At 40.1% G+C, this 22,798-nt stretch carries 16 protein-coding genes and 3 tRNA genes; 10 read left to right on the top strand and 9 right to left on the bottom strand.

What is annotated here, in order from left to right:
* The first annotated feature begins 9 nt into the window (after window positions 1-9).
* From ptrA to P3L56_RS16705, 4 genes are all read left to right on the top strand, one after another.
* Window positions 10-2,907, top strand: coding sequence for a pitrilysin (gene ptrA / locus P3L56_RS16720; protein WP_210831490.1), 2,898 nt, complete (start codon window positions 10-12; stop codon window positions 2,905-2,907).
* On the top strand, window positions 2,904-6,533 hold the full coding sequence (recB, locus tag P3L56_RS16715; RefSeq protein WP_210831489.1) for an exodeoxyribonuclease V subunit beta: 3,630 nt from the start codon (window positions 2,904-2,906) through the stop codon (window positions 6,531-6,533). The genes ptrA and recB overlap by 4 nt, the downstream gene beginning before the upstream one ends.
* Window positions 6,517-8,364 (top strand): exodeoxyribonuclease V subunit alpha, encoded by a 1,848-nt coding sequence (gene recD / locus P3L56_RS16710; protein WP_210831488.1) that lies wholly within the window; start codon window positions 6,517-6,519, stop codon window positions 8,362-8,364. Before recB ends, recD begins: the two co-directional genes overlap by 17 nt.
* A 64-nt stretch (window positions 8,365-8,428) precedes the next feature.
* Window positions 8,429-8,998 (top strand): hypothetical protein, encoded by a 570-nt coding sequence (locus tag P3L56_RS16705; RefSeq protein ID WP_042845977.1) that lies wholly within the window; start codon window positions 8,429-8,431, stop codon window positions 8,996-8,998.
* Window positions 8,999-9,120: 122 nt separating this feature from the next.
* Here the strand turns inward: P3L56_RS16705 and argA are convergent, their stop codons facing one another.
* Window positions 9,121-10,464, bottom strand: a complete 1,344-nt coding sequence (gene argA / locus P3L56_RS16700) for an amino-acid N-acetyltransferase (protein ID WP_042845975.1) — start codon at window positions 10,462-10,464, stop codon at window positions 9,121-9,123.
* 361 nt (window positions 10,465-10,825) lie between these two features.
* Between argA and amiC the strand changes: the two genes are divergently transcribed.
* Entirely contained in the window at window positions 10,826-12,076 is a 1,251-nt protein-coding gene (gene amiC / locus P3L56_RS16695; RefSeq protein WP_042845973.1) for an N-acetylmuramoyl-L-alanine amidase AmiC, read from the top strand.
* 150 nt (window positions 12,077-12,226) lie between these two features.
* Here amiC and P3L56_RS16690 read toward each other — a convergent pair.
* The 3 genes from P3L56_RS16690 to P3L56_RS16680 all read right to left on the bottom strand — a co-directional run bounded on the left by P3L56_RS16690 (window position 12,227) and on the right by P3L56_RS16680 (window position 12,538).
* Window positions 12,227-12,303, bottom strand: a tRNA-Met gene (locus P3L56_RS16690).
* An 18-nt stretch (window positions 12,304-12,321) separates the two neighbouring features.
* A tRNA-Met gene (locus P3L56_RS16685) sits at window positions 12,322-12,398 on the bottom strand.
* Window positions 12,399-12,461: 63 nt separating this feature from the next.
* Window positions 12,462-12,538: transfer RNA gene (locus P3L56_RS16680), tRNA-Met, on the bottom strand.
* A gap of 232 nt (window positions 12,539-12,770) precedes the next feature.
* Here P3L56_RS16680 and mltA point away from each other — a divergent pair.
* A complete protein-coding gene (gene mltA, locus P3L56_RS16675) occupies window positions 12,771-13,892 on the top strand; it encodes a murein transglycosylase A (RefSeq protein WP_048606311.1) in 1,122 nt (373 codons plus the stop codon).
* 30 nt (window positions 13,893-13,922) lie between these two features.
* The gene (gene tcdA / locus P3L56_RS16670) at window positions 13,923-14,741 is read left to right on the top strand and encodes a tRNA cyclic N6-threonylcarbamoyladenosine(37) synthase TcdA (protein WP_042849006.1); all 819 of its coding nucleotides are present in this window, start codon (window positions 13,923-13,925) and stop codon (window positions 14,739-14,741) included.
* A gap of 41 nt (window positions 14,742-14,782) precedes the next feature.
* Here the strand turns inward: tcdA and csdE are convergent, their stop codons facing one another.
* Complete coding sequence (gene csdE / locus P3L56_RS16665; protein ID WP_048606312.1) at window positions 14,783-15,241, bottom strand: cysteine desulfurase sulfur acceptor subunit CsdE; 459 nt, start codon at window positions 15,239-15,241, stop codon at window positions 14,783-14,785.
* A 30-nt stretch (window positions 15,242-15,271) separates the two neighbouring features.
* A complete protein-coding gene (gene csdA, locus P3L56_RS16660) occupies window positions 15,272-16,477 on the bottom strand; it encodes a cysteine desulfurase CsdA (RefSeq protein ID WP_210831487.1) in 1,206 nt (401 codons plus the stop codon).
* Window positions 16,478-17,173: 696 nt separating this feature from the next.
* Between csdA and P3L56_RS16655 the strand changes: the two genes are divergently transcribed.
* From P3L56_RS16655 to rlmM, 3 genes are read left to right on the top strand one after another with little or no spacing between them, the layout of a single operon-like run.
* The gene (locus tag P3L56_RS16655) at window positions 17,174-18,115 is read left to right on the top strand and encodes a transcriptional regulator GcvA (protein ID WP_272686211.1); all 942 of its coding nucleotides are present in this window, start codon (window positions 17,174-17,176) and stop codon (window positions 18,113-18,115) included.
* Window positions 18,116-18,143: 28 nt separating this feature from the next.
* Window positions 18,144-18,539 carry a DUF423 domain-containing protein gene (locus P3L56_RS16650; RefSeq protein ID WP_042849001.1) on the top strand — a complete coding sequence of 132 codons (396 nt, stop codon included), beginning with the start codon at window positions 18,144-18,146 and terminating at the stop codon, window positions 18,537-18,539.
* Window positions 18,532-19,635, top strand: coding sequence for a 23S rRNA (cytidine(2498)-2'-O)-methyltransferase RlmM (rlmM, locus tag P3L56_RS16645; protein ID WP_129466378.1), 1,104 nt, complete (start codon window positions 18,532-18,534; stop codon window positions 19,633-19,635). Before P3L56_RS16650 ends, rlmM begins: the two co-directional genes overlap by 8 nt.
* Before the next feature lie 50 nt (window positions 19,636-19,685).
* Here the strand turns inward: rlmM and xni are convergent, their stop codons facing one another.
* The 3 genes from xni to queF all read right to left on the bottom strand — a co-directional run bounded on the left by xni (window position 19,686) and on the right by queF (window position 22,797).
* A complete protein-coding gene (gene xni / locus P3L56_RS16640) occupies window positions 19,686-20,441 on the bottom strand; it encodes a flap endonuclease Xni (RefSeq protein WP_210831486.1) in 756 nt (251 codons plus the stop codon).
* A gap of 45 nt (window positions 20,442-20,486) precedes the next feature.
* The gene (gene ppnN, locus P3L56_RS16635) at window positions 20,487-21,854 is read right to left on the bottom strand and encodes a nucleotide 5'-monophosphate nucleosidase PpnN (RefSeq protein ID WP_042848998.1); all 1,368 of its coding nucleotides are present in this window, start codon (window positions 21,852-21,854) and stop codon (window positions 20,487-20,489) included.
* A 97-nt stretch (window positions 21,855-21,951) separates the two neighbouring features.
* Window positions 21,952-22,797 carry an NADPH-dependent 7-cyano-7-deazaguanine reductase QueF gene (queF, locus tag P3L56_RS16630; protein WP_210831485.1) on the bottom strand — a complete coding sequence of 282 codons (846 nt, stop codon included), beginning with the start codon at window positions 22,795-22,797 and terminating at the stop codon, window positions 21,952-21,954.
* Window position 22,798: the final 1 nt, after the last annotated feature.

Raw genomic sequence — 22,798 nt, 5'->3', positions numbered from 1 at the left:
CACCATAGGATGCAATATTTATCCAAAAAAATCGCTCATTTGTTCTTATTATTCACCATCTTGGTGTGTGGTAGTGCATTAGCAGCGCAACCACTCTGGGAATTACTACCAGAAACGATTAATAAGAGTGAAAGTGATCCTAGGGAATATAAAGCAATAAAACTAAGCAATGACATGACTGTCTTGTTGGTTTCAGATGCCAAAGCAACGAAATCGCTAGCTGCTGTATCGATACCTGTTGGTAGTATTGAAAACCCAGATAGCCAGTTAGGGCTAGCTCATTATTTAGAGCACATGGTCTTAATGGGGTCTAAAAAATATCCAGAGCCAAGTAGTTTCTCGGAATTTTTACAAAAGCATGGTGGCAGCCACAATGCGAGTACCGCACCTCACCGTACTGCGTATTATTTTGAAGTTGAAAATGGGGCATTGCAGGAAGCGACAGATAGACTAGCTGATGCTTTAGCAGAACCACTTTTAGACCCTATAAATGCCGATAGAGAACGTAATGCGGTCAATGCAGAGCTTACAATGGCGCGTTCTCGTGATGGCATGCGTCTATGGCAAGTGCGCTCGGAAACATTAAATCCCCAACACCCAAATTCACGCTTTTCTGGGGGGAATCTTGATACATTAAAAGATAAAGCGAATAGTAAATTACAAGACGAATTAGTGGGCTTTTATAAGCACTATTATTCTGCAAATTTAATGAATGGTGTTCTTTACGGTGATCAATCTATTGAATCATTAGCTAAAATTGCCCAAGACACATTTGGTCGTATCCCTAATTTTAATGCGAGCGTACCGGTTCTTGATATTCCAGCAGTAACAGATAAAGAAAAGGGCATCATTATTCATTATGTCCCCGCACAACCACAAAAAGCGCTACAAATTGAATTTAGCATCAAAAATAATATGGCAGACTTTCGTAGCAAAAGTGATAGCTATATTAGTTACTTGATCGGGAATAGAAGCCCTGGGACATTAGCGGACTGGTTGATATCACAAGGCTTTGCTGAGGGTATTAGTGCATCAGCCTCACCAAATGCAGATAGAAATTATGGTTCTTTTTCCATATATGTCACATTGACTGATAAAGGCTTAGAGAACAGAGACGAAATTATTGCCGCTATTTTTGCCTATCTTGATCTGATCAAGAAAGAGGGGGTCAATAAAAATTACTTTGACGAAATAGCAAACGTGCTCAATTTGTCATTTAAGTATGGGTCGATTGTAAGGGATATGAATTATATTGAATGGCTCTCTGACCAGATGATTGATGTTCCAGTTAAACATGTTCTTGATTCAGACTATATTGCAGACAAATATGATCCAGAAGCGATTAAACAACGCTTATCGGAGTTAACTGCACAAAATGCACGAGTTTGGTTTATTGGCCCGGATGAGCCTAGTAACAAAAAGGCTTACTTTGTTGATGCGCCTTATCAAGTTGATAAAATCACACAAAAACAATTTAATCATTGGTCTAATTTAGAATCTAAAATGGGTTTTAAATTACCGGTTTTAAACCCATATATTGCGGATAAATTGACGCTAATAAAAACAGATAAAGCCTATAAACACCCTGAGTTTATTTATCAGGATGGGAATACGCGTGTTTTATATATGCCAAGTCAATATTTTGCAGATGAACCCAAAGCGAGCATTACCTTATCATTACGCTCAAACCAAGGTGACAAGGATGCTAAAGAACAAGTTACAGGGGCCTTGTTGCAATATATTTCATCATTAAAAATGGATGAACTGCAATATCAGGCGTCTGTTGCAGGTATGTCTGTCTCTGTTTCTCAGGGCGTTGGATTGCAGTTAAATGCGAGTGGCTATACGCAACACTTACCTGAGCTCTTTTTGTCAATGACTAAGCTGTATCTTAGCTTTGAACCGACTGAGCAGGAATTAGCTCAAGCAAAATCTTGGTACAAAGAGCAAATTGCGGTTGCTAACAATGCTAAAGCTTATGAACTGGCAATGCAGCCCCTGCAGCGCATCAATAGCGTACCATATTTTGAGCAAGAACAGCGTCTTGCTGAATTAGATAAAATTACGCTTAAAGAAATTACTGATTATCGTGAGATGCTGGTTAAGAGTGCTGCATTACAAGCACTTGTTTTCGGTAATATCACGGAAGAAAAAAGTATTGAGACCATTAAAGATGCTCAACAGCTACTCAAAAGCGAAGGAACAAATTGGTGGCGTGGGGATATCGTTGTTATTGATAAAAGCTATTTAGCTGATTTTCATAAACAAGGGAATAGCTCCGATAATGCATTAGCGGAGATCTTTATTCCAGATGGTTATAATCGCATTGATGGCGCTGTTTTTGGTGGCATTCTCGCGAAGGTGATCCAACCTTGGTTTTATGACCAACTGAGGACAAACGAACAGCTTGGTTATGCCGTGTTTGCTTTTAAAGCGGGCCTGGGCGATCAGTGGGGAATTGGCTTTTTATTGCAAAGTAATGCTAAAACGCCGAACTACCTGAATACTCGTTATCAGGAATTTTATACCAATGCCTTGGAAAGGTTGAAAAAATTACCAACAGATGAGTTTAATCAGTATAAACAATCGATGATTACTGAAATGAAACAACCACCACAAACGTTCTATGAGGAGGTTGGTCGCTATTCTTCCGATTTCTCACGTAATATTTTCAGCTTTGATACTCGAGAAAAAGTAATAGCTACGCTTGGTTCTGCGACTAAACAACAGGTAATCAAATACTATGAAGATGCAGTTATCAAACACAAAGGGTTAGCACTTAGCTCTCAGGTTATAGGGCATGGTGTTGATGGAAAAGCAGGGTACGCTAAATTGAAAAATTGGCGGCTGTACCCAACAGCTTCAGAATTACAAAAGAGTTTACCAATAAAGGAAGATGCTGAGTGAATAACGCGCAGATAGGGTCCCAATTACTGAATGTTTTTTCATTACCGTTGCAAGGGCAGCGTTTAATTGAAGCATCGGCAGGAACCGGTAAAACATACACAATAGGTATACTTTATCTGCGTCTTTTATTAGGTTTAGGGGGGGCGAATGCTTTCTCTAGGCCTTTGAGTATTGAGGAAATTTTAGTTGTAACCTTTACTGAAGCAGCAACGAATGAGCTACGCGGTCGTATTCGTCAGCGGATACATGAAATGCGCTTAGTGTGTTTAAGAAATGGCGTTGGTTTTGAATCACAGCCAGAATATCTTGAACTATTAAGTGAACTTCCCGAGGGTTTACAAAGGGAATTTGCCCAAGAATGGCTATTGGCGGCAGAAAGACAAATGGATGAAGCTGCTATCTACACTATTCATGGTTTTTGCCAAAGAATGTTGGTTCATAATGCATTTGAATCAGGTGTGTTATTTGAGCAAACAATGGTTCAAGACGAATTTCCGATTCAAAAGCAAGCTTGTGCAGATTTCTGGCGTCGTCATTTTTATCCGTTAAATTATTCGATGACGAAAGTCATTCAGTCATTGTGGAACAGCCCTGAGTCATTGTTAACAGAGATAAAACCTTTTTTGCAAGGTGATATTCCAGTTATTATTAATCAGCCTCAACAAATAGAAACACTAGAGGAACGACACCAGCGGTTAATCTCATTAATTGATTCAGTTAAAGCATCTTGGCTAGAACATTCCGCTGATTTCGAAAAGCTGATTACAGATTCTGATGTTGATAAACGAAGTTATAGTTCCCGTTTCTTACCTTCTTGGTTGACAAAAATAGCTCAGTGGGCGCAAGAGCCTACTGAGGATTATCAGTTACCAAAGGATCTCGTTCGTTTTTCACAAACTACATTGCATGAAAAATCTAAAAGCGGTTCTGGGCCAGAACATATTGTTTTTCAACATATAGACAACCTACTTTCTCAATCATTAACACTTAAAGACCTTATTATTCCACTCGCGATTTCTGAAGTTAGGCAAACTATTACTCGAGAAAAACACAATCGGGGAGAAATGGGGTTTGATGACCTATTAACTCGTTTAGATAGTGCTCTTAGCCAAGAGAGTGGGAAATTTTTAGCTCATGCTATTAGCCAGCGTTTTCCTGTGGCAATGATTGATGAGTTTCAAGATACAGATGCACAACAATACCGTATTTTTCAACGGATTTACCAAGGTGTTGAAAACAGCGCCTTACTTTTTATCGGTGACCCTAAACAGGCTATTTATGCCTTTCGTGGTGCAGATATTTTTACTTATATTGAAGCCAAAAAAGAAGTTAGTGCTCACTACACATTAGAGACTAATTACCGTTCATCTCAAAGTATGGTTGAGGCCGTTAACCATATCTTTAGTCATTGCGAGTCTCCGTTCATATTTGATCAAATACCTTTTCAACCAGTTAACTTTGCCCCACAAAATAGTGGGAAAAAATTGGTCCATAATGGTGATGAAGTTAACGCTCTCACTTTTTGGCAATTGGGTGCAGAGGGGGTTTCTGTCGCGGAATATGAGCAAGCAATAGCGTCACAATGTGCGGCACAAATAGCTCAGTATTTACTAGGTGGGCTGCGAGGGGATACTTATTTTGATAATAAAGGTAAGTGTACTCCTGTTGCAGCTTCAGATATTACCGTCTTGGTACGTAGCCGGCGAGAGGCCGTATTAATTCGCGATGCTTTAAATCAACTGAATATAGCTTCTGTTTTTCAATCCAATAGGGAAAGCGTATTTTCCACCCCGGAAGCTAGGGATCTGTTGTGGTTATTGCAGGCGGTATTATCCCCTGAAAAAGAACGTGTTTTGCGTAGTGCATTAGCCACAGGGATATTAGGTTTATCAGCAAAGCAAATAGATGACCTTAATCACGATGAGAAAGCGTGGGAACAATTAGTAGATGAATTCGCTCGTTATGCACAAGTGTGGCAAAAACGTGGTGTACTCCCAATGCTTCGCATGGTGATGGCTCAGAGGCATATCGCTGAAACATTATTATCTGGAATTGATGGCGAACGCCGATTGATGGATGTAATGCATATTGGTGAACTGTTGCAAGAAATGTCACTACAACTTGAAGGTGAGCACACACTTACTCGATGGTTAGCGCAGCAGATTGCACACCCAGACCATCAATCAGATGCGCAACAAATGCGCCTTGAAAGTGATAAACATCTGGTTCAAATTAGTACAATTCATAAATCTAAAGGTCTTGAATACAAAATTGTTTGGTTACCTTTTGCCAGTAATTTTTTACCTCAGTCCAAAGGGTTATATCACGACAGAACAGATTTCGGTACAAGGCTAGACTTGTCTGATGGTGAAGATACCGTGGCCTTGGCTGATGAAGAGCGATTAGCTGAAGATTTGCGTTTATTATACGTAGCCTTAACTCGGGCTATCTATCACTGTAGTGTGGGGGTTGCGCCGCTGATCAAAGGGAATAGAAAGAAAAGTGGTGAAACGGACTTACATTTATCTGCGCTTGGATACGTCATACAAAAAGGGCAGGCAGGAGATAGCCAACTGTTAAATGAGATGCTCGATGAACTCAGTAACGATGTAATTAATGTTACTGTCATTGATGTACCTGAATTTGAACGTTTAACTCTTGAGTCAAATCATGATGAAAACTTAGCGGCAAGGGAAGTCACTCGCTATTTTGATGACCACTGGCGTGTTACCAGCTATTCGGGGCTAAGTTATGGTTCTAACCATTCAGAAGACGGGCAAGCCGTATCTGCTCTACAATTTGCAAATTCACTAGCACCAAATATGGATACTGAAGTCAGCGTTGATGTTGAGCAACAAGAAGGTGAAAATTCGGCTGAATTTTTAACGCCCCATCAATTCCCTAGAGGGGCATTGCCGGGGACCTTTTTACATACTCTGATGGAAGAGATTGATTTCTCTGAAGCAATTTCGGTTGAATGGTTAACTGAAAAATTAGAAGCGGCAGGGTTTGGTATTCAATGGGCACCTATGTTGCAAGAGTGGTTAAATGCGATTGTTCAGGCTCCGTTAGCAGATGATGGCTTATGTTTATCTGCATTACAGCCACAAGATCAGTTAGATGAAATGCAATTTTATATCCCTATAGAATCGGAACTCACGGCTAATCATTTAGATAAAATTGCCCATCAATATGACCCGCTATCTCAGCGTTGCCCTCCGTTGAATTTTGAAAAGGTACAAGGGATTTTAAAAGGGTTTATTGATTTGACTTTTTTTTGGGGTGGCAAATTTTATCTTCTTGATTATAAATCAAATTACCTGGGTGAGGATGCTAGCTTTTATACTCAAGAAGCAATGGCCGAAGCCATGATCGATCACCGATATGATTTACAATATCAATTATATTCCTTGGCACTACACCGCTATTTAAAACAAAGGTTACCTAATTATGATTACGAAACGCATTTCGGTGGTGTGTATTACTTATTCCTAAGAGGGATTGATAAGGTAAATTCGCATAATGGAGTCTTTTTTTATCGGCCTTTAGAAGCTTTTATTGGGGAATTGGATCTCCTTTTTCAAGGTAGGCAACAAGGGGAGGTGCTGAATGAAAGCACTATTTAATCGGGGAATTGAAGAACGTATTTTTACTCCACTTGATGTGCAATTTGCCTATAGCCTATCAGAGGATGAAAACCCAATACTACTGATGGTTACTGCTATTCTTAGTGCGGAAACGATGGCAGGGCATGTTTGCTTAGCGTTATCTGACATCATGCCTGAAAAGTTATTTGCAGGTCGGCATCCTGAACTGGCCGCGGAGTTTTGGCACAAAATGGGGCAGCCAGATGAGCAAACGGTTTATCAAACTTTGCTGCAAGCAAATGCAGTTTCGTTAGGAAATGAAAATAAAACTTCACCGTTGGTTCTGTCGGGAGATTACTTATATTTTCAACGAATGTGGCAATATGAGCAGTATGTTGCGCATTATTTTTCTAACACCCCAATAGATGATAAACATAACCAACAAATCAAGGTGGTTTTAGATAATTTATTTCCGATCTCAGATGAGATTGATTGGCAGAAAATTGCAGCTGCTGTTGCCGTGACGAGTAAAGTCTCCATAATTTCTGGGGGGCCGGGAACAGGGAAAACAACAACGGTCGCGCGTATCCTCGCTGCATTAATTAAACTGGAAACTAAGCATGAGTATAGGGTCAGAATTGAGCTTGCGGCGCCTACAGGTAAAGCGGCTGCAAGGTTAACCGAATCTTTAGGAGAGGCAATGAAACATATGCCTTTAACCGATGATGAGAGGGCGTTATTACCACATCAAGCGAAAACACTTCATCGTTTACTTGGTGCTCAGCCTGAAAGCCAAAAATTTCGCTATAACCGAGATAACCGATTATCGCTAGACATTTTAATTGTTGATGAGGCATCAATGGTCGATTTACCGATGATGGGTAAATTACTTGAGTCGCTGCCTGAAAATGCAAAACTTATTTTTCTTGGTGATAAGGACCAACTTGCATCTGTTGAAGCAGGGGCTGTACTCGGGGATATTTGCCAGTTTGCAGATAATGGTTACAGCCTTGAACGAGCGGCTCAGCTTTCTGAGATATCGGGTTATTCTATCGAACAATACTCTTCGACAACAGGTCCGATAATTCGCGATAGTTTGTGTTTATTGCGCAAAAGCTACCGTTTTTCTGCTGATTCAGGAATTGGGAAACTTGCTTTTGCTGTAAATGCGGGAAATGTACTTGGTGTTCAAAAGTTATTAAAGCAGGGCTGTTTTGATGTGCATAATTATGTGCAAGAAACGGCAGATGATTATGCGCAAATTTTATTAAATGCCTCTGAAAATTATAAAGATTATTTATTGGCTGTAAAATCAAAGGAAACGCCGACTCAGGTTTTAAAAAAGTTTAATCAATATCGTTTATTAACCGCTTTACGGGAAGGCCCTTTTGGGGTAGTAGGCCTGAATGATAAATTAGAAAAATTATTACATCGGCAAGGGTTAATAAACCGTCCCTATAATTTATTAAATAAACACTATGCTGGCCGGCCAATCATGATTAGCCGCAACGATAGTCCACTAGGGTTATTCAATGGGGATATTGGGGTCATATTACCTGATGAAAATAATAGCCTGAGAGCTTACTTTCAATTTCCAGATGGCACTATTCGTGGAATACAACCGAACCGTCTACCACAGCATGAAACCGCTTATGTGATGACGGTTCATAAATCACAAGGTTCGGAGTTTGCTCATACCGCATTAGTGTTACCGCAGGTATATTCACCTGTTATTACACGTGAACTCGTCTATACCGCAATAACCCGAGCAAAAAAAGAATTGTCCCTTTATGGGAGCCCAAAAGTATTACGTCGAGCAATTGAAACGCCGACAAAACGGCGCAGTGGTTTGGCGATACAATTAATGTGACTAAGATATACTTAAGTGACAGTTATATTTAAATAATTTATAACCATAGATTAAAGGTAATAAGATGGATAACCAGCAAGAAATGACCGCAATAACCCTAACATTAAATGCAAGGCTTGAGCCGATTAGGCGTGCAGATTTAGAAGATGCATTTGATGAAGTCATGAAAAGCATGGGGAAAGATATCCATGTTACTGGTGGTGGTACGTCACTTGATGATAATGGTGAGGCACAAGAATGCGATATAGAAATCGCTATTGCGGATGCTAGTGACGAAAATATCAGCTTAATTATCCAGCTATTTACTTCAATGTTAGCGCCGAAGGGCTCTCGTTTATTTATTCATGGTGAAGATGTCCGGATTGATTTTGGTACAGATGAAGGGCTGGCAATTTATTTTAATGGAACAGAATTAGCCGATGAGGTTTATGAAAACGGAGATATCAATGAGGTCTTTGACATACTTGATGAAGCAGTTGAAGATATTGGTAGTATCCATGGTGTTTGGGATGGTCCAACAGAAACAGCATTTTACTTTTACGGCACTTCTTTTGCTGAAATGGAAGCTGCATTAAAACCCCATTTAGATACAATCCCATTATGCCAAAAGGCAAGGGTTGTACAAATAGCTTAACTGTGTAATTTATTCCTAGCTAGAGTTAAAGTTGTAAAAGTGCCCACCCAAATTATACATCCATATGATTTGGGTGGGAGAGGATAATTAACCAGCTATGGTTTCAAATAGTGTCGAAATAGTTATTTATCTGATTGGGTTTTTAAATCTAATATTAAAATCTTAGAACGCCGCTGGTAGTTATATAATGCTTGTTTCTTCAATGGTAGCATTTCAATTTCAGCAGGGGTAAAGCCACGTTCTTGGAACCAATGAATGCTGCGTGTTGTTAATACAAACAATCTGTCTAAGCCAAATTGTTTTGCTTGAGCTGCCACTCGATTAAGTAGTTCTTCCCCTCTGGCAGAGCTGCGGTAGTCAGGGTGAACTGCAACACATGCCATTTCTCCAAGTTTTTCTTCTGGGTATGGGTAGAGAGCCGCACAAGCAATCACCAAGCTATCACGTTCAATAATGGTAAATTTGTCGATTTCCATTTCAAGCTGCTCACGTGAACGCCGTACTAAAATGCCTTGCTGCTCGAGTGGGCGAATAAGTTCTAAAATGCCCCCAATATCGTTAATATTTGCGCGGCGGATTTGCTCTGCACTTTCCATTACTATTTGGGTACCAATACCATCGCGGGAGAACAGCTCTTGGATTAAAGACCCATTTTCTTGGTAGCTCAATAAGTGGCTACGGCGAACACCACGACGGCAAGCTTTTGCTGCACCGCGTAAAAAGCGTACAGTTCCTGAGTAATAATCCCCTTCAGATTCTAGCTGTTGAATGAGGTTTTCCGCTTCATTTGGGAATAACTCAGACAGGATATTACCGTTCTTATCAGCAACCCCTTGCGAAGAGCAAAAACCGATAAGTTTCTCAGCCTTCATTTTTACAGCGAGTTGGGTGGCTATCTCTTCTGAGGTGAGATTAAAGCTTTCCCCAGTAACAGAAACGGCAACAGGGCCAATGAGTACAATGGAACCGTTATCGAGTTGGTTATTAATCGCTTCTTCATTAATACGGCGTATCCTACCACTATGGCAATAATCAATACCGTCATCGACACCTAATGGTTGAGCAATAACAAAATTACCACTAACTACATTAATATGCGCGCCTTGTAACGGAGTGTTACCTAAGCTCATGGATAACCGAGCTGTAATATCTAATTGTAAAGCACCTGAGGCTTGTTTGACATATTCAAGTGTATTGGCATCAGTTACGCGAGTATGTTTGTGATAAACAGCGTCATAGTTATGCTCTGCTAGGATATCTTCGATTTGAGGCCGAGCGCCATAAACGACGATAATCCTTATGCCTAAACTATGTAACAACCCTATGTCATTGACAATGCTAGGGAAATTTTCATGGGCAATTGCTTCACCACCAAGCATAATAATAAAAGTTTTGCCGCGGTGGGCGTTTATATAAGGGACCGAATGGCGAAACTCATCAACCAATTCGGTACTGCGCTCTTTCATAACGACCCTCTTAAATGAATTTTTATTCGCTAATAATGTATTTTTATTCTTTTTGGCGCAGAATATCAAGTAAAAGATGGTATAAAAAAAGTAACAATTTTATTTTTGACGTTTACATATCTCTAAATTTAACTATATATACTCTACGGAAATTAAATTGCTTAAAATTGACACAGAAAGTCACTCAAAAACATTTTCTCTAGGTATGATTAAGTTATGCTTATAGTGGTAAGTCTATAGATGTCTTGTATATTCTTAATGACAGAGCACAAATGATTAGTTAGAGTGCTTATTTCTGGTCAAGCTATTGGCAGTTATTCTTAAATCACTTTATTTCTCAGTTCTAGGTTCGGAATTATTGATGAGTCATCAAGATCACAGCCCATCGAAGCGCCGTTTTATACAGGGCGCAGCTGCAGTTATGTTACTGAGCGTCAGCCCATTCGGTTTTTCTGCAAATAGCAGCGTCATCGCTGTGCGTATTTGGCCTGCATCAAGCTATACCCGAGTTACGCTAGAATCCAGCGTCCCGTTAAAGTATCGCCAGTTTGTGCTTAATAACCCTGAGCGCATTGTTGTCGATCTTGAAGGGGTGCAGTTAAATAATGTGCTTAAACAGATGGGGACTCAGATCCAAACTCGTGACCCGTATTTGAAGTTGGTTCGGGTAGGGCAGTTTGATCCTCAAACGGTTCGTTTAGTTTTTGAAGTAAAAAATAGAGTTAGCCCTCAGTTCTTTACGATAACGCCTGTTGGTGAATTTAAACATCGTTTAGTGCTTGATTTTTATCCGGGCAAAGGTGTCGATACCAATGATGACCCACTGTTGGCACTACTTGAGGATTACAATAAAGGTGATCTCGAAGAAAATATGCCAGCTCAAGCTAAAAAACCAGGGAAGGCGGGAAGGGATCGCCCGATTATTATTATGATAGACCCAGGACACGGTGGTGAAGACCCAGGTGCGATAGGGAAATATAAAACGCGAGAAAAAGATGTCGTCCTGCAAATCGCACGTCGTTTAAAAGCGTTAATTGATAAAGACCCTAAAATGCGGGCTTATATGACACGAAATGAAGACGTTTTTATTCCGTTGAAGGTTCGTGTTGCGAAAGCAAGAAAGATGCAAGCAGATTTATTTGTTTCTATTCATGCTGATGCATTTACTAATCGTTCAGCACGCGGTTCCTCTGTCTTTGCTTTATCAACGAAAGGGGCTACCAGTAATACGGCTCGCTATCTTGCGCAAACTCAGAATGAAGCTGACTTAATTGGTGGGGTAAGTAAGAGTGGAGATGTATATCTTGACCATACAATGCTTGACTTGGTCCAAACGGCAACGATCAATGATAGTTTGAAGTTTGGTGATGAAGTATTAAAACTCATGGGTAAAGTCAATAAATTGCATAAGAACAAAGTTGACCAAGCCGGGTTTGCGGTACTTAAAGCGCCTGAAATACCATCAATTCTAGTTGAAACCGCATTCATTAGTAATTTAGAAGAAGAGCGAAAGCTTAAAACAGCTAAGTTCCAGCAACAAATGGCTGAATCTATTTTTGAAGGGGTTAAAGCCTATTTCCGCAATGGTGGAGAGCTAGCTATTCGTAACTAATCGAGTGAGCTATTAGGTATATGTTGATATAAAGGTGATGAACTAATTTGTGAGTCGCCTTTTTTATTTGCATAAATAAAAAAATAAGGGTTTATACAGGATAAAGACTAAAGGTGATTTGCTATTCAAGGAAGGAAACTAAGAAAGAATTGGTTGCGGGGGCTGGATTTGAACCAACGACCTTCGGGTTATGAGCCCGACGAGCTACCATGCTGCTCCACCCCGCGACTGAAGAAGTAAAAAATTGGTTGCGGGAGCTGGATTTGAACCAACGACCTTCGGGTTATGAGCCCGACGAGCTACCATGCTGCTCCATCCCGCGACTGAATTTTTACATCTTTATACTGCTGACTACTTTTAATACTTTACTGATAAAATCAGTAATTGGTTGCGGGGGCTGGATTTGAACCAACGACCTTCGGGTTATGAGCCCGACGAGCTACCAAGCTGCTCCACCCCGCGTCCGATTCGGGCACTATACTCGGGATGAGATCTGATGCAAGTTTTTTCGTGTTTTTTTTTCAAATTTCAGCATCTACAGAACAAAATCCGCACTGAATGTCTATTTTTTAATCTTTAGTGGGAGTGTTGAGAAAAATAACTGAACTAAATATGTTTACTCGTTTCATTCCCAATTTGGGTTTGCTATTGTGCGTTTCATATTGGATTGTTGGATGCGCTTGGGTGGTGGAGAATGAATTTAGGACTGACAAAAATTGTAAATAAGCGAGCAGTAAAAAATGGGTTGGTAATCAGTGTGTTTTTTTCTTTATTGGCAGGATGCCAAACTCATCCAACGGATAAAGGCCAACAATATAAAGATGGGCGTTTAGTACAAGACCTGCAAAAAGTTAACCAAGTGAATGTTCAAGGTCGGCCTATTAATGCACCTGATTTTAATCAACAAGTTGTTGAGATCAAAAATGCATCACCCCGTTTATTTCAAAATAACAGCGATACCTACCATGCTATCGAGAATTGGTTAATGGCGGGGGGAGAACCTGCGAAATTAGCTAATTTCAATTTAACAGCTTTTCAAATGGAAGGAGCTGATAATTATGGGAATGTGCAATTTACTGGTTATTACACGCCTGTTATCGAGGCTAGACGCGTCCCACAAGGTGAATTTCGTTACCCTCTATATGGTATGCCACCGAAAAGAAAATCCCGCTTACCTAGCCGAGCAGCTATTTACAATGGTGCATTGAGTGATAATTTAATTTTAGCTTATAGTAACTCTGTCGTTGATAATTTTATGATGGAGGTACAAGGAAGTGGTTATGTTGACTTTGGTGATGGCAGCCCACTGAATTTCTTTGGTTACGCAGGTAAAAACGGTCATGCATACAAAAGTATCGGTAAAGTGCTTGTTGATCGTGGAGAAGTACCACTAAACCAAATGTCTTTGCAAGCTATCCATGATTGGACAAATAACCACAGTGAGCAAGAAGTTCGCCAATTATTAGAAGAAAACCCATCGTTTGTTTTCTTTAAGCCTCAATCATTTGTCCCTGTTAGGGGGGCGAGTGCAGTACCTTTAATTGCTAAAGCTTCAGTGGCATCAGATAAAACATTAATTCCGCCTGGGACCGCATTACTTGCAGAAATCCCCGTATTAGACGGTAATGGTAAATTTACGGGGCAGTATGAAATGCGTATGATGGTTGCCTTAGATGTCGGAGGGGCAATTAAAGGACATCATTTTGATATTTACCATGGAACGGGCCATGAAGCTGGGAAAATGGCAGGTTTTTATAATCATTATGGGCGAGTTTGGGTGTTGAAAAAAAGCCAACCGCTTTTTGGTACAATGTAGTTAACGTTTTAACTAAGGTTGTTTGTTATTATGCAAGCTAAGCTTTCAGATGCTTGGATGCAGCGTTTTGCTGGGATCGGGCGTTTATATGGGCAACAAGCCCTTCATCTTTTTGCACGATCTCACATTTGTGTTATTGGTGTCGGTGGGGTTGGTGTATGGGCAGCTGAGGCGCTAGCTCGTTCAGGTATTGGTTATATTACTTTGATTGATATGGATGATATTTGTGTAACCAATACAAACCGCCAATTACATGCAATAAAATCGACAGTGGGCTTACCCAAAGTTGAAGTCATGAAAAATCGCATTTTGGAAATAAACCCTGAATGTGTAGTGAATGTGATTGATGATTTCATCACTGTTGATAATGCTGCTCAATACCTTAGTACGGGGTTTGACTATGTTATTGATGCGATTGATAGTGTTAGGCCAAAAGCTGCACTGCTAGCGTATTGCAGGCGCTTTAAAGTCCCTGTGGTAACGACCGGGGGAGCCGGGGGGCAGATTGACCCCACGCAAATCCAAGTTTCAGATCTCGCAAAAACTATACAGGACCCATTAGCTGCCAAACTACGTGAACGTTTGAAATCTGATTTTAATGTCGTGAAAAATGGCAAAGGCAAGCTTGGTATTGATTGCGTTTTCTCAACTGAGCAATTAGTTTACCCGCAAAGTGATGGGACGGTGTGTGCCGCTAAAAGCACCGCCGAGGGTTCTAAGCGTATGGATTGCGCAGCAGGTTTTGGCGCAGTAACCATGGTAACTGCGAGCTTTGGCTTTATCGCAGTTTCTCATGCACTCAAAAAAATGGTTGCAAAAGCGCAAAGGCAGGCAAGTCAAAGTGAGTAAGAATAGGAAGAGGCCATAAAATAGCCTCTTTCTAGCATTGATTATGCTGGCGTCATTTCACTGGCAATATTTTGAATTGCACTAATGAGTGATTGAATGCCATTTTGGCGGGATTCACTTAGCTGTGCCGGTAAGCCAGTTTGGGTGAGTAAATCATTAAAATTAATATCTATGATTTCCTGCGCTGTTTTTTGTTCTACCGCCGCGAGTAAAATGGTAAATAAACCTTTTACTACACGCCCCTCACTATCACCATAAAAGTGGAACGTATTATTATCATTGAGCAGTGCACCTATCCAGACGCGGTTTTCACAGCCTTTAACCTCTTGAGTTTGTTGCTTTTCATCGTCAGTTAATGGTGGTAACTTTTTAGCAAGCTGGATGAGCAAACGATACTTATCTTCCCATGCTTTGTACGTTGAAAATTGTTCAACTATTTCTTGAATTCCAATCTCTGTACCAAAAGGGTGCGGAGCAAAATCATGTTTAGTCGAAGTCATTAGGCTTCCTTCTGTATCTTTAGTCTTCATTTAATCATTTAGTATAGAAAGTGAGAGTGTGACTGCATCGATAAACTTATTGATGTCTTGCTGGTTGTTATAAGGCATTACTGAAATGCGCAAACACCCACTAATATTCAATGCATCCATTAAGGGTTGGGCACAATGCTGACCATAGCGTAATGCAATATTTTGCTCGGTCAAGAGGGTACCTAAATCGCTATGATGAATATCTTTAAAATTAAATGATAATAAAGAGGAGTGAGAAGGGTGATAACTCATAAAATTGGGGAGTAATGACAGCTTCTCGTTGGCGTATTCCACCAAGGAACATGCATAAGCTTCAGCAGAAGTTAAATCGACACCTTCTAGCCACTTAAGGACAGCAGAAAAGGCTATGACGCCAGCAATATTTGGTGTTCCAGCCTCAAAACGCTGTGGGATAGGCGCAGGGGTAAAATGGTCAAATGTGACATCAGTCAGCATTTTACCTCCTCCGTGCCAAGGGCTCATTTGTTCTAATAGCTCAGTTTTCGCATAACAAACCCCAAGCCCTGTAGGGCCATACAATTTGTGGGCTGAAAATGCGTAAAAATCAATATTCAGCTTTTTTACATTTATTGGGCTATGTACTACACCTTGTGCTCCATCAACCAGAACAAGTGCCCCAACTTGGTGAGCCAACTGAGTTATAGCATGTAAATCAGTTTGATATCCCGTTACATTGGACATTTGTGTGATAGCAACAAGTTTGCTTTTTGTGGAGAGCTTTGATTTGAGCACATCAAGGCTTAATGTTAAGTCTTTTTCAACAGGCCATTTAATTATTTTAGCGCCAGTTTGTTGAGCTAGCATAATCCAAGGTAATAAATTTGAGTGATGTTCGATTTCACTTACAATAATTTCATCACCGGGTTGTAATCTTGAGCGAAAATAACACTGAGCAATTAAATTGATTGATTCAGTAGTTCCACGCGTCCAGATAATATTTTTTTCGCTGGGGGCATTAATCAATTTGGCAGTGCGGACACGGCCTTGTTCATAGTCACGAGTTAATTTTAAGGCGTCAGGGGATTGGCCCCGATAAACAGAACTACCTGATAAACGGTAATAATTATTTGAAGCATCGATCATGGCTATGGGTTTTAATGCGGTAGCTGCGCTATCAAAAAATAGAGTCGATGAGTCTAAAGCAGGAAATGCGAGACGAAATGAAGCGGCGCTAAAATGGTCCATGAGTTCTTTCTTTTAGTCAAAATTTATCTGTTATTGGCTATTGCTGAGTGTGGTGTAATTTGATTGTACATTTATTAGTACATTTATAGTTATTTTTTTGATTAATTTAAACATATCATTTTCAACCTAAGCATTGAAATATTTTGTTACGTTTGGTATTAATTGTTATCAATTATCTAGAATGTGTTTTTAAAATGATTTAGCGTTTTGCATTACAATGCAATCCTTTTTATTCAGAAATTATTTTATTGATATCCTTTACGAACATATTTCAAGAATTATCTTAAATATCTAACTGAAAGTTTTTTCGGTACACTAGTAGTTATCTATAGATTATTGTATTTATTACGTTAAATTGCTTAGGTATTTATTGTTAGTGGTTTAAATAAATAGCAAAAAAAAGCACCGCGCGTTGGCGGTGCACTATAAAAATCACTATGGACAGACAGGGTAAATGTACAGGAAGTGAAAAAAACAGTAGCAAAGCTACAAAGTCTGGCTGAACCAGACAACTTGCAAACACAACATCACAACCACAAAGCCAAAAGTTCCAAAGTAACTAAACTCTGTAACTTTTCGTTCCGGCTTAGGAAGTGTGCATACTATAGGTATTTACTGGCGTATCCTCAAGGGACAAATTATAATGCTTCGGATGAAAAAAACTAATGAATAACAATATGCCAAGTAGAAGTGATTATGTCTAAAAGATTACCGCCCCTGAATGCACTGAGAGTCTTTGATGCAGCAGCTCGTCATTTAAGTTTTACTAAGGCTGCAGAAGAATTATTTGTAACGCAAGCTGCTGTTAGTCACCAAATGAAAAGTTTGGAGGATTTTCTTGGGCTCAAGCTGTTTCGCCGACGTAATCGTTCATTATTATTAACGGAAGAAGGGCAGAGCTATTATCTTGATATTAAAGAAATTTTCTCTTCTTTAAATGAGGCGACACGCAAGCTTCAAGCGCGAAGCGCGAAAGGAGCTCTAACAGTAAGTTTGTCACCAAGCTTTGCTATCCAATGGCTTGTACCAAGGCTTTCAGGCTTTAACCAAGCTTATCCTGGTATTGATGTAAGAATACAGGCTGTGGATAGAGAAGAAGATAAATTGGCAGATGATGTTGATGTCGCTATTTTCTACGGTAGAGGAAATTGGTCAGGGTTAAGAACGGATCGGCTGTATGCTGAATATCTAATGCCAGTATGTTCACCATCGTTATTAACAGGTGATAACCAACTTAAAAATCCCGAAGATTTAGCAAAACATACGTTACTTCACGATTCTTCTCGAAGAGACTGGCAAGCGTATGTTAAACAACTAGAGTTACAGAATGTGGTCAATGTACAGCAAGGGCCTATTTTTAGTCATAGTGCTATGGTTATCCAAGCTGCTGTACATGGGCAAGGTATTGCATTAACAAATAATGTGATGGCCAAAAATGAAATTGATGCAGGGCGTTTAGTTTGCCCCTTCAGTGAAGTATTGGTGAGTAAAAATGAATTTTATTTAGTCTGCCAAGAAAGCCAAGCAGATTTGGGCAAAATAGCGGCATTTCGCCAGTGGATCTTAGGGCAAGCAGCGAGTGAACAAGAAAAATTAGGCTTTATTACGGGTGACCAAGATGTGGCGCTTATTCAGTAATCAAGTAGTTAAATAAAAAGGTGTTACTGTGAATAGTCGTTTGATGTTAATTTTTGCTGGGATTAGTGGCTTCTTTACTGTTGCTTTTGGGGCTATAGGCTCTCATGCGTTGTCGTCAATCATGAGTGTCCACCAAATGGACTGGATTGAAACAGGCTTACGTTATCAGATGTTACATACTGTTGCGCTTATGGTGTTAGGTGCAGTTTTATTGCGTAAAGTGGTTCTATGGTTTTACTGGTCAGGGGTATTTTTTTCAGTTGGCATACTTCTTTTTAGCGGTAGTCTTTATTGTATGGCCCTATTGCAGGTAAAATACTTTTCTTATTTTACGCCAATAGGGGGAGTATGTTTCCTGATTGGCTGGCTGTTAGTAGTAATTGGCGCTATGCGTCTAAGGAAATCGGCGTCACGTAATGAGTAATAAAATTGCACTATATTGCCGTCCAGGCTTTGAGAAAGAGTGTGCAGCAGAGATTACAGACAAAGCCGGGCAAAAAGAAATTTATGGTTTTGCTCGGGTAAAAGAAAATAGTGGTTATGTTATTTTTGAGTGTTACCAAGCAGAAGATGCAGATACACTCGCGCGGACGTTGCCTTTTCGAGAGTTAATTTTTGCTCGTCAAATGATTGTGGTGGGGGATTTACTAAAAGATCTGCCGCCAGAGGATCGTATTACCCCGATTATAAACGCGCTGAGCCAGCAAGTTGCTCGAGCGGGTGATATTCGTGTTGAAGTGGCAGACACGAATGAATCTAAAGAGTTAATGAAGTTCTGCCGTAAGTTTACGGTGCCTTTACGTAATGCGTTACGTAAAGAGAAAATTTTACTTCCTCTTGAAAATTTTAAGCGCCCAGTGATCCATGTATTTTTTATTGCTCCGGGTTGCTGTTATACAGGGTATTCCTATACCAATAACAGTTCGAATTTTTATATGGGTATCCCGCGATTAAAATTTCCATCAGATGCGCCAAGTCGCTCAACATTAAAACTCGAAGAAGCTTTTCATGTATTTATTCCGTATGAAGAGTGGGAAGAGCGGTTAGCAAGCGGTATGAACGCAGTTGATTTAGGGGCATGTCCGGGAGGTTGGACATACCAATTAGTGAAGCGCAGTATGATGGTTCATGCCGTAGATAATGGCCCAATGGCAGAAAGCTTAATGGATACTGGGCAAGTTAAACACCACCGAGCTGATGGTTTTAAGTTTCAGCCAAGTTCACAAAACATTACTTGGTTAGTATGTGATATGGTTGAAAAACCGGCGAAGGTGGCTGCACTGATGACTGATTGGCTAGCACAAGGTTGGTGTCGGGAAGCTATTTTCAATCTCAAGTTGCCAATGAAAAAGCGTTATGAAGAAGTTTCACATATTCTGGAAAAGATGAAAACACAGCTAAAAGAGCAAGGTGTGAATGTGTTAATTCAAGCTAAGCAACTTTATCATGACCGAGAAGAAGTCACTGTACATGTGATGAGAATTTGGTCTGCCAACCCAATGGCGCGTGAATATTACTAGTTAGTGTACTACCATTCTAAAGGCCGCCAAGTGTGGCCTTTTTTGTGTGTTTATTTAGTGTAGTAACGTAGTTGATTTAAATTACCTTGCAAAGCTATATCTGTTTTTAATGTTGCAATATCACGGCAAATCAATGCAATTTGCTGCTGATCGACTAACTTTTTTTGCCATTTTTCTTCTAGTTTCGATAAATGAGCAAATAAATTTTCAATTGAATGATATTGTTGTAAAAGCTGCGTTGCACTTTTAGGGCCAATCCCTGCAACCCCAGGCACTTTACTACTGCTAATACCGGCAAGCCCCCAGTAATCAGGGAGTTGCTCAGGTGTAACGCCAAATTCCTTCTCAATAAACGGAACATCGAGCCAGCGTTTTTGAAAATAATCACGAATTCGAATATTCGGAGATAATAATTGGCAATAACCTTTGTCTGTGGATACGATGGTAACTGTATGCCCCGACCCAGCAATGCGTGTTGCTAAGGTCGCCGCTAAATCATCTGCTTCATCTCCTTCAGATTGCCAGCAATGTATCCCCTTTTCTTGGAAAAGAGCAATGAGAGTTGGCAGTTCAGCTTGTAAATCCTCAGGCATAGGCTGTCGACCCGCTTTGTAATCGGGTAGTTTTTCATGACGCCAACTTTGATGCCGCCCTTCCTCATCAAATACCGCCACAATATGAGTTGCAGCGGTATGATTTAATAATTGGGATATGGCAGATAAGCAGGTTTCACCACACGGGCTTCCTTGCACCGCATGGATGCGGCGTATTAAGTTTAGTGCATCAATAATTAATAAATGGATCATAAATACGCCATACCTAAAATGTTTATCCTTACTTGTAGACCATACTTATTTTACAATTTCGTAGCAAGGCTCATAAGCTGTACCACCTGGTAGCTTCATGCGGTGCTGTTCTACGAAGCCTTGCAGTAAAATATCCATCCGTTTCATGAGTTCGGTATCACCGTGGATTTTAAATGGCCCGTGTTTTTCTATTGCCTTCATACCAAACTCTTTTACGTTGCCAGCAACAATCCCAGAGAAAGCGCGGCGTAAATCAGAGGCCAGTTTTTCAGGTTCTTGACCAGGATGAAGGTTCAATGAAGCCATATTTTCATGCGTTGGTTCGAATGGGTGTTGTAAATCTTGAGCAATTTTAATTGACCAGTTGAAGCTATAGGCATCACCGGTGCTACGGCGGTTCTCTTTAACTTTTGGCATGCTTTGCTTCATTACTCGGGCGACTTCTTGGGCATCGTCAATAATGATTTGGTAATGCTTACTGGCATCTTCACCTAAGGTATGACGGATAAAGTCATCTAAAACGGTAAAATATTCAGCACTTTCTTTTGGACCCGTTAAGATAAGCGGCAGAACTTGTTCGCTGTTGGCTGGGTCCATTAAGATACCCAGTAAGTAAAGTAGTTCTTCAGCAGTTCCTACCCCCCCAGGGAAAATAATAATGCCGTGGCCTAATCGAACAAACGCTTCTAAGCGTTTTTCAATGTCAGGCATAATAATCAGCTCATTTACCAGTGGGTTAGGTGGCTCTGCGGCAATAATTGATGGCTCTGTTAAACCAATAAAACGGCTATTTTTATACTGTTGTTGAGCATGCCCTACAGCAGCACCTTTCATTGGTGCTTCCATTGCTCCTGGCCCACAGCCAGTACAAATATTGAGCTCACGTAAGCCAAGTTCGTTACCAACTTTACGACCATACTGGTATTCGATTTCATTAATGGAGTGACCGCCCCAGCACACAATCATGCTTGGGTCTTCATCAATATGTAATGCGCGGGCATTACGCAAAATGGAGAAAATCATATTAGTAATATGAGCTCCATTTTCAAGGTCTAAATGGAATTGTTCTTTTGCGTAGGTAATTTGTGCATGAACGAACAGGATATCACGTAATACTGAGAATAGGTTTGCTTGCAATGTACGGATGATTTTACCGTCAACAAAGGCTTTTTCTGGCGGGTCTATAAGTTCTAGTTTAACACCGCGCTCACGACGTAATACATTGATATCAAAATCTTTGCTTTTTTCTAATAGCTCTTTACTGCTATCAGTAAGGCTGCCTGAGTGTAGAACGGCTAAAGAGCAATTTCTAAATAATTGGTACAAATCGCTACTGGCCGTACGTTTTAGCATATCAACTTCAAGTTGAGATAGTAGATCCATAGATCCTAATGGACTGATATGAGTAATCAAGTAGTACTCCTTTACCCAGTGGGTTCTTGATATGTGAATTGTACTGTAAATGCATGGGTAACATTTACTTTCAATTGTTTTTCAACTACATGGATACTTATTGCCGTGCTAAACGACCTAATTCAGGCGTAAAATCCTCATTACTTCGCCATGGGTTAATATCAAGCCCTCCACGGCGAGTATAACGTGCATAAACACTTAATTTATCGGGTTTACACAGTTGTGTAATATCATTAAAAATACGTTCAACACATTGTTCATGAAACTCATTATGATGGCGAAATGAAATTAAATAACGTAATAGGGCTTCACGATTAATTTTCGCACCGCAATAGTGAATTTGTACTGAGCCCCAATCAGGTTGATTAGTAATTAAACAATTTGATTTTAACAAATGGCTAACTAAGGTTTCTTCGACGATATCTTCTTGCGTACTATTTGTTAAGTAGTCACGGTTAAATTCATAATTATTGATATCAATTTCCTGATCATCAATACATATCCCTTGCAATGGTTGGATAGGTTGATGGGAAAAATCATCCAATTTATAAAGTGTAACGCTAACCTTACCATTAGCACAGCGGCTTAAATCATTTTGCAAAACGCTTCGCACATTTTCCCAAGTTTCAAAGCATGTTTGGTTAAAGCTGTTGAGATATAGCTTAAAACTTTTGGATTCAATAAGGTTTTCACTATGGGCATCAACACTGATTGAACCAATCGCAACTTGAGGGACACCACGTTGGTTTAGCCAAGAAAGCTCGTACATTGTCCAGATATCTGCACCATGAAAGGGAAGTGCATCGGCGTAGATCGCTAAAGGAGAGCGATTTAGGCTGCGAGGAACGGCTTGGAGTAATGTTACATCATATTGGTCATGATAAGCCGTTTTTTTCCCTAACGTTAAATTATCAAGTGCGGGATTATTCTGGTAGTGTGACATA

Source organism: Providencia sp. PROV024, from assembly GCF_032709665.1.
Lineage (GTDB): Bacteria > Pseudomonadota > Gammaproteobacteria > Enterobacterales > Enterobacteriaceae > Providencia > Providencia huashanensis.
The sequence above is the reverse complement of the archived record's forward strand: the minus strand, read 5'-3'. Positions and strand labels throughout refer to the sequence as shown.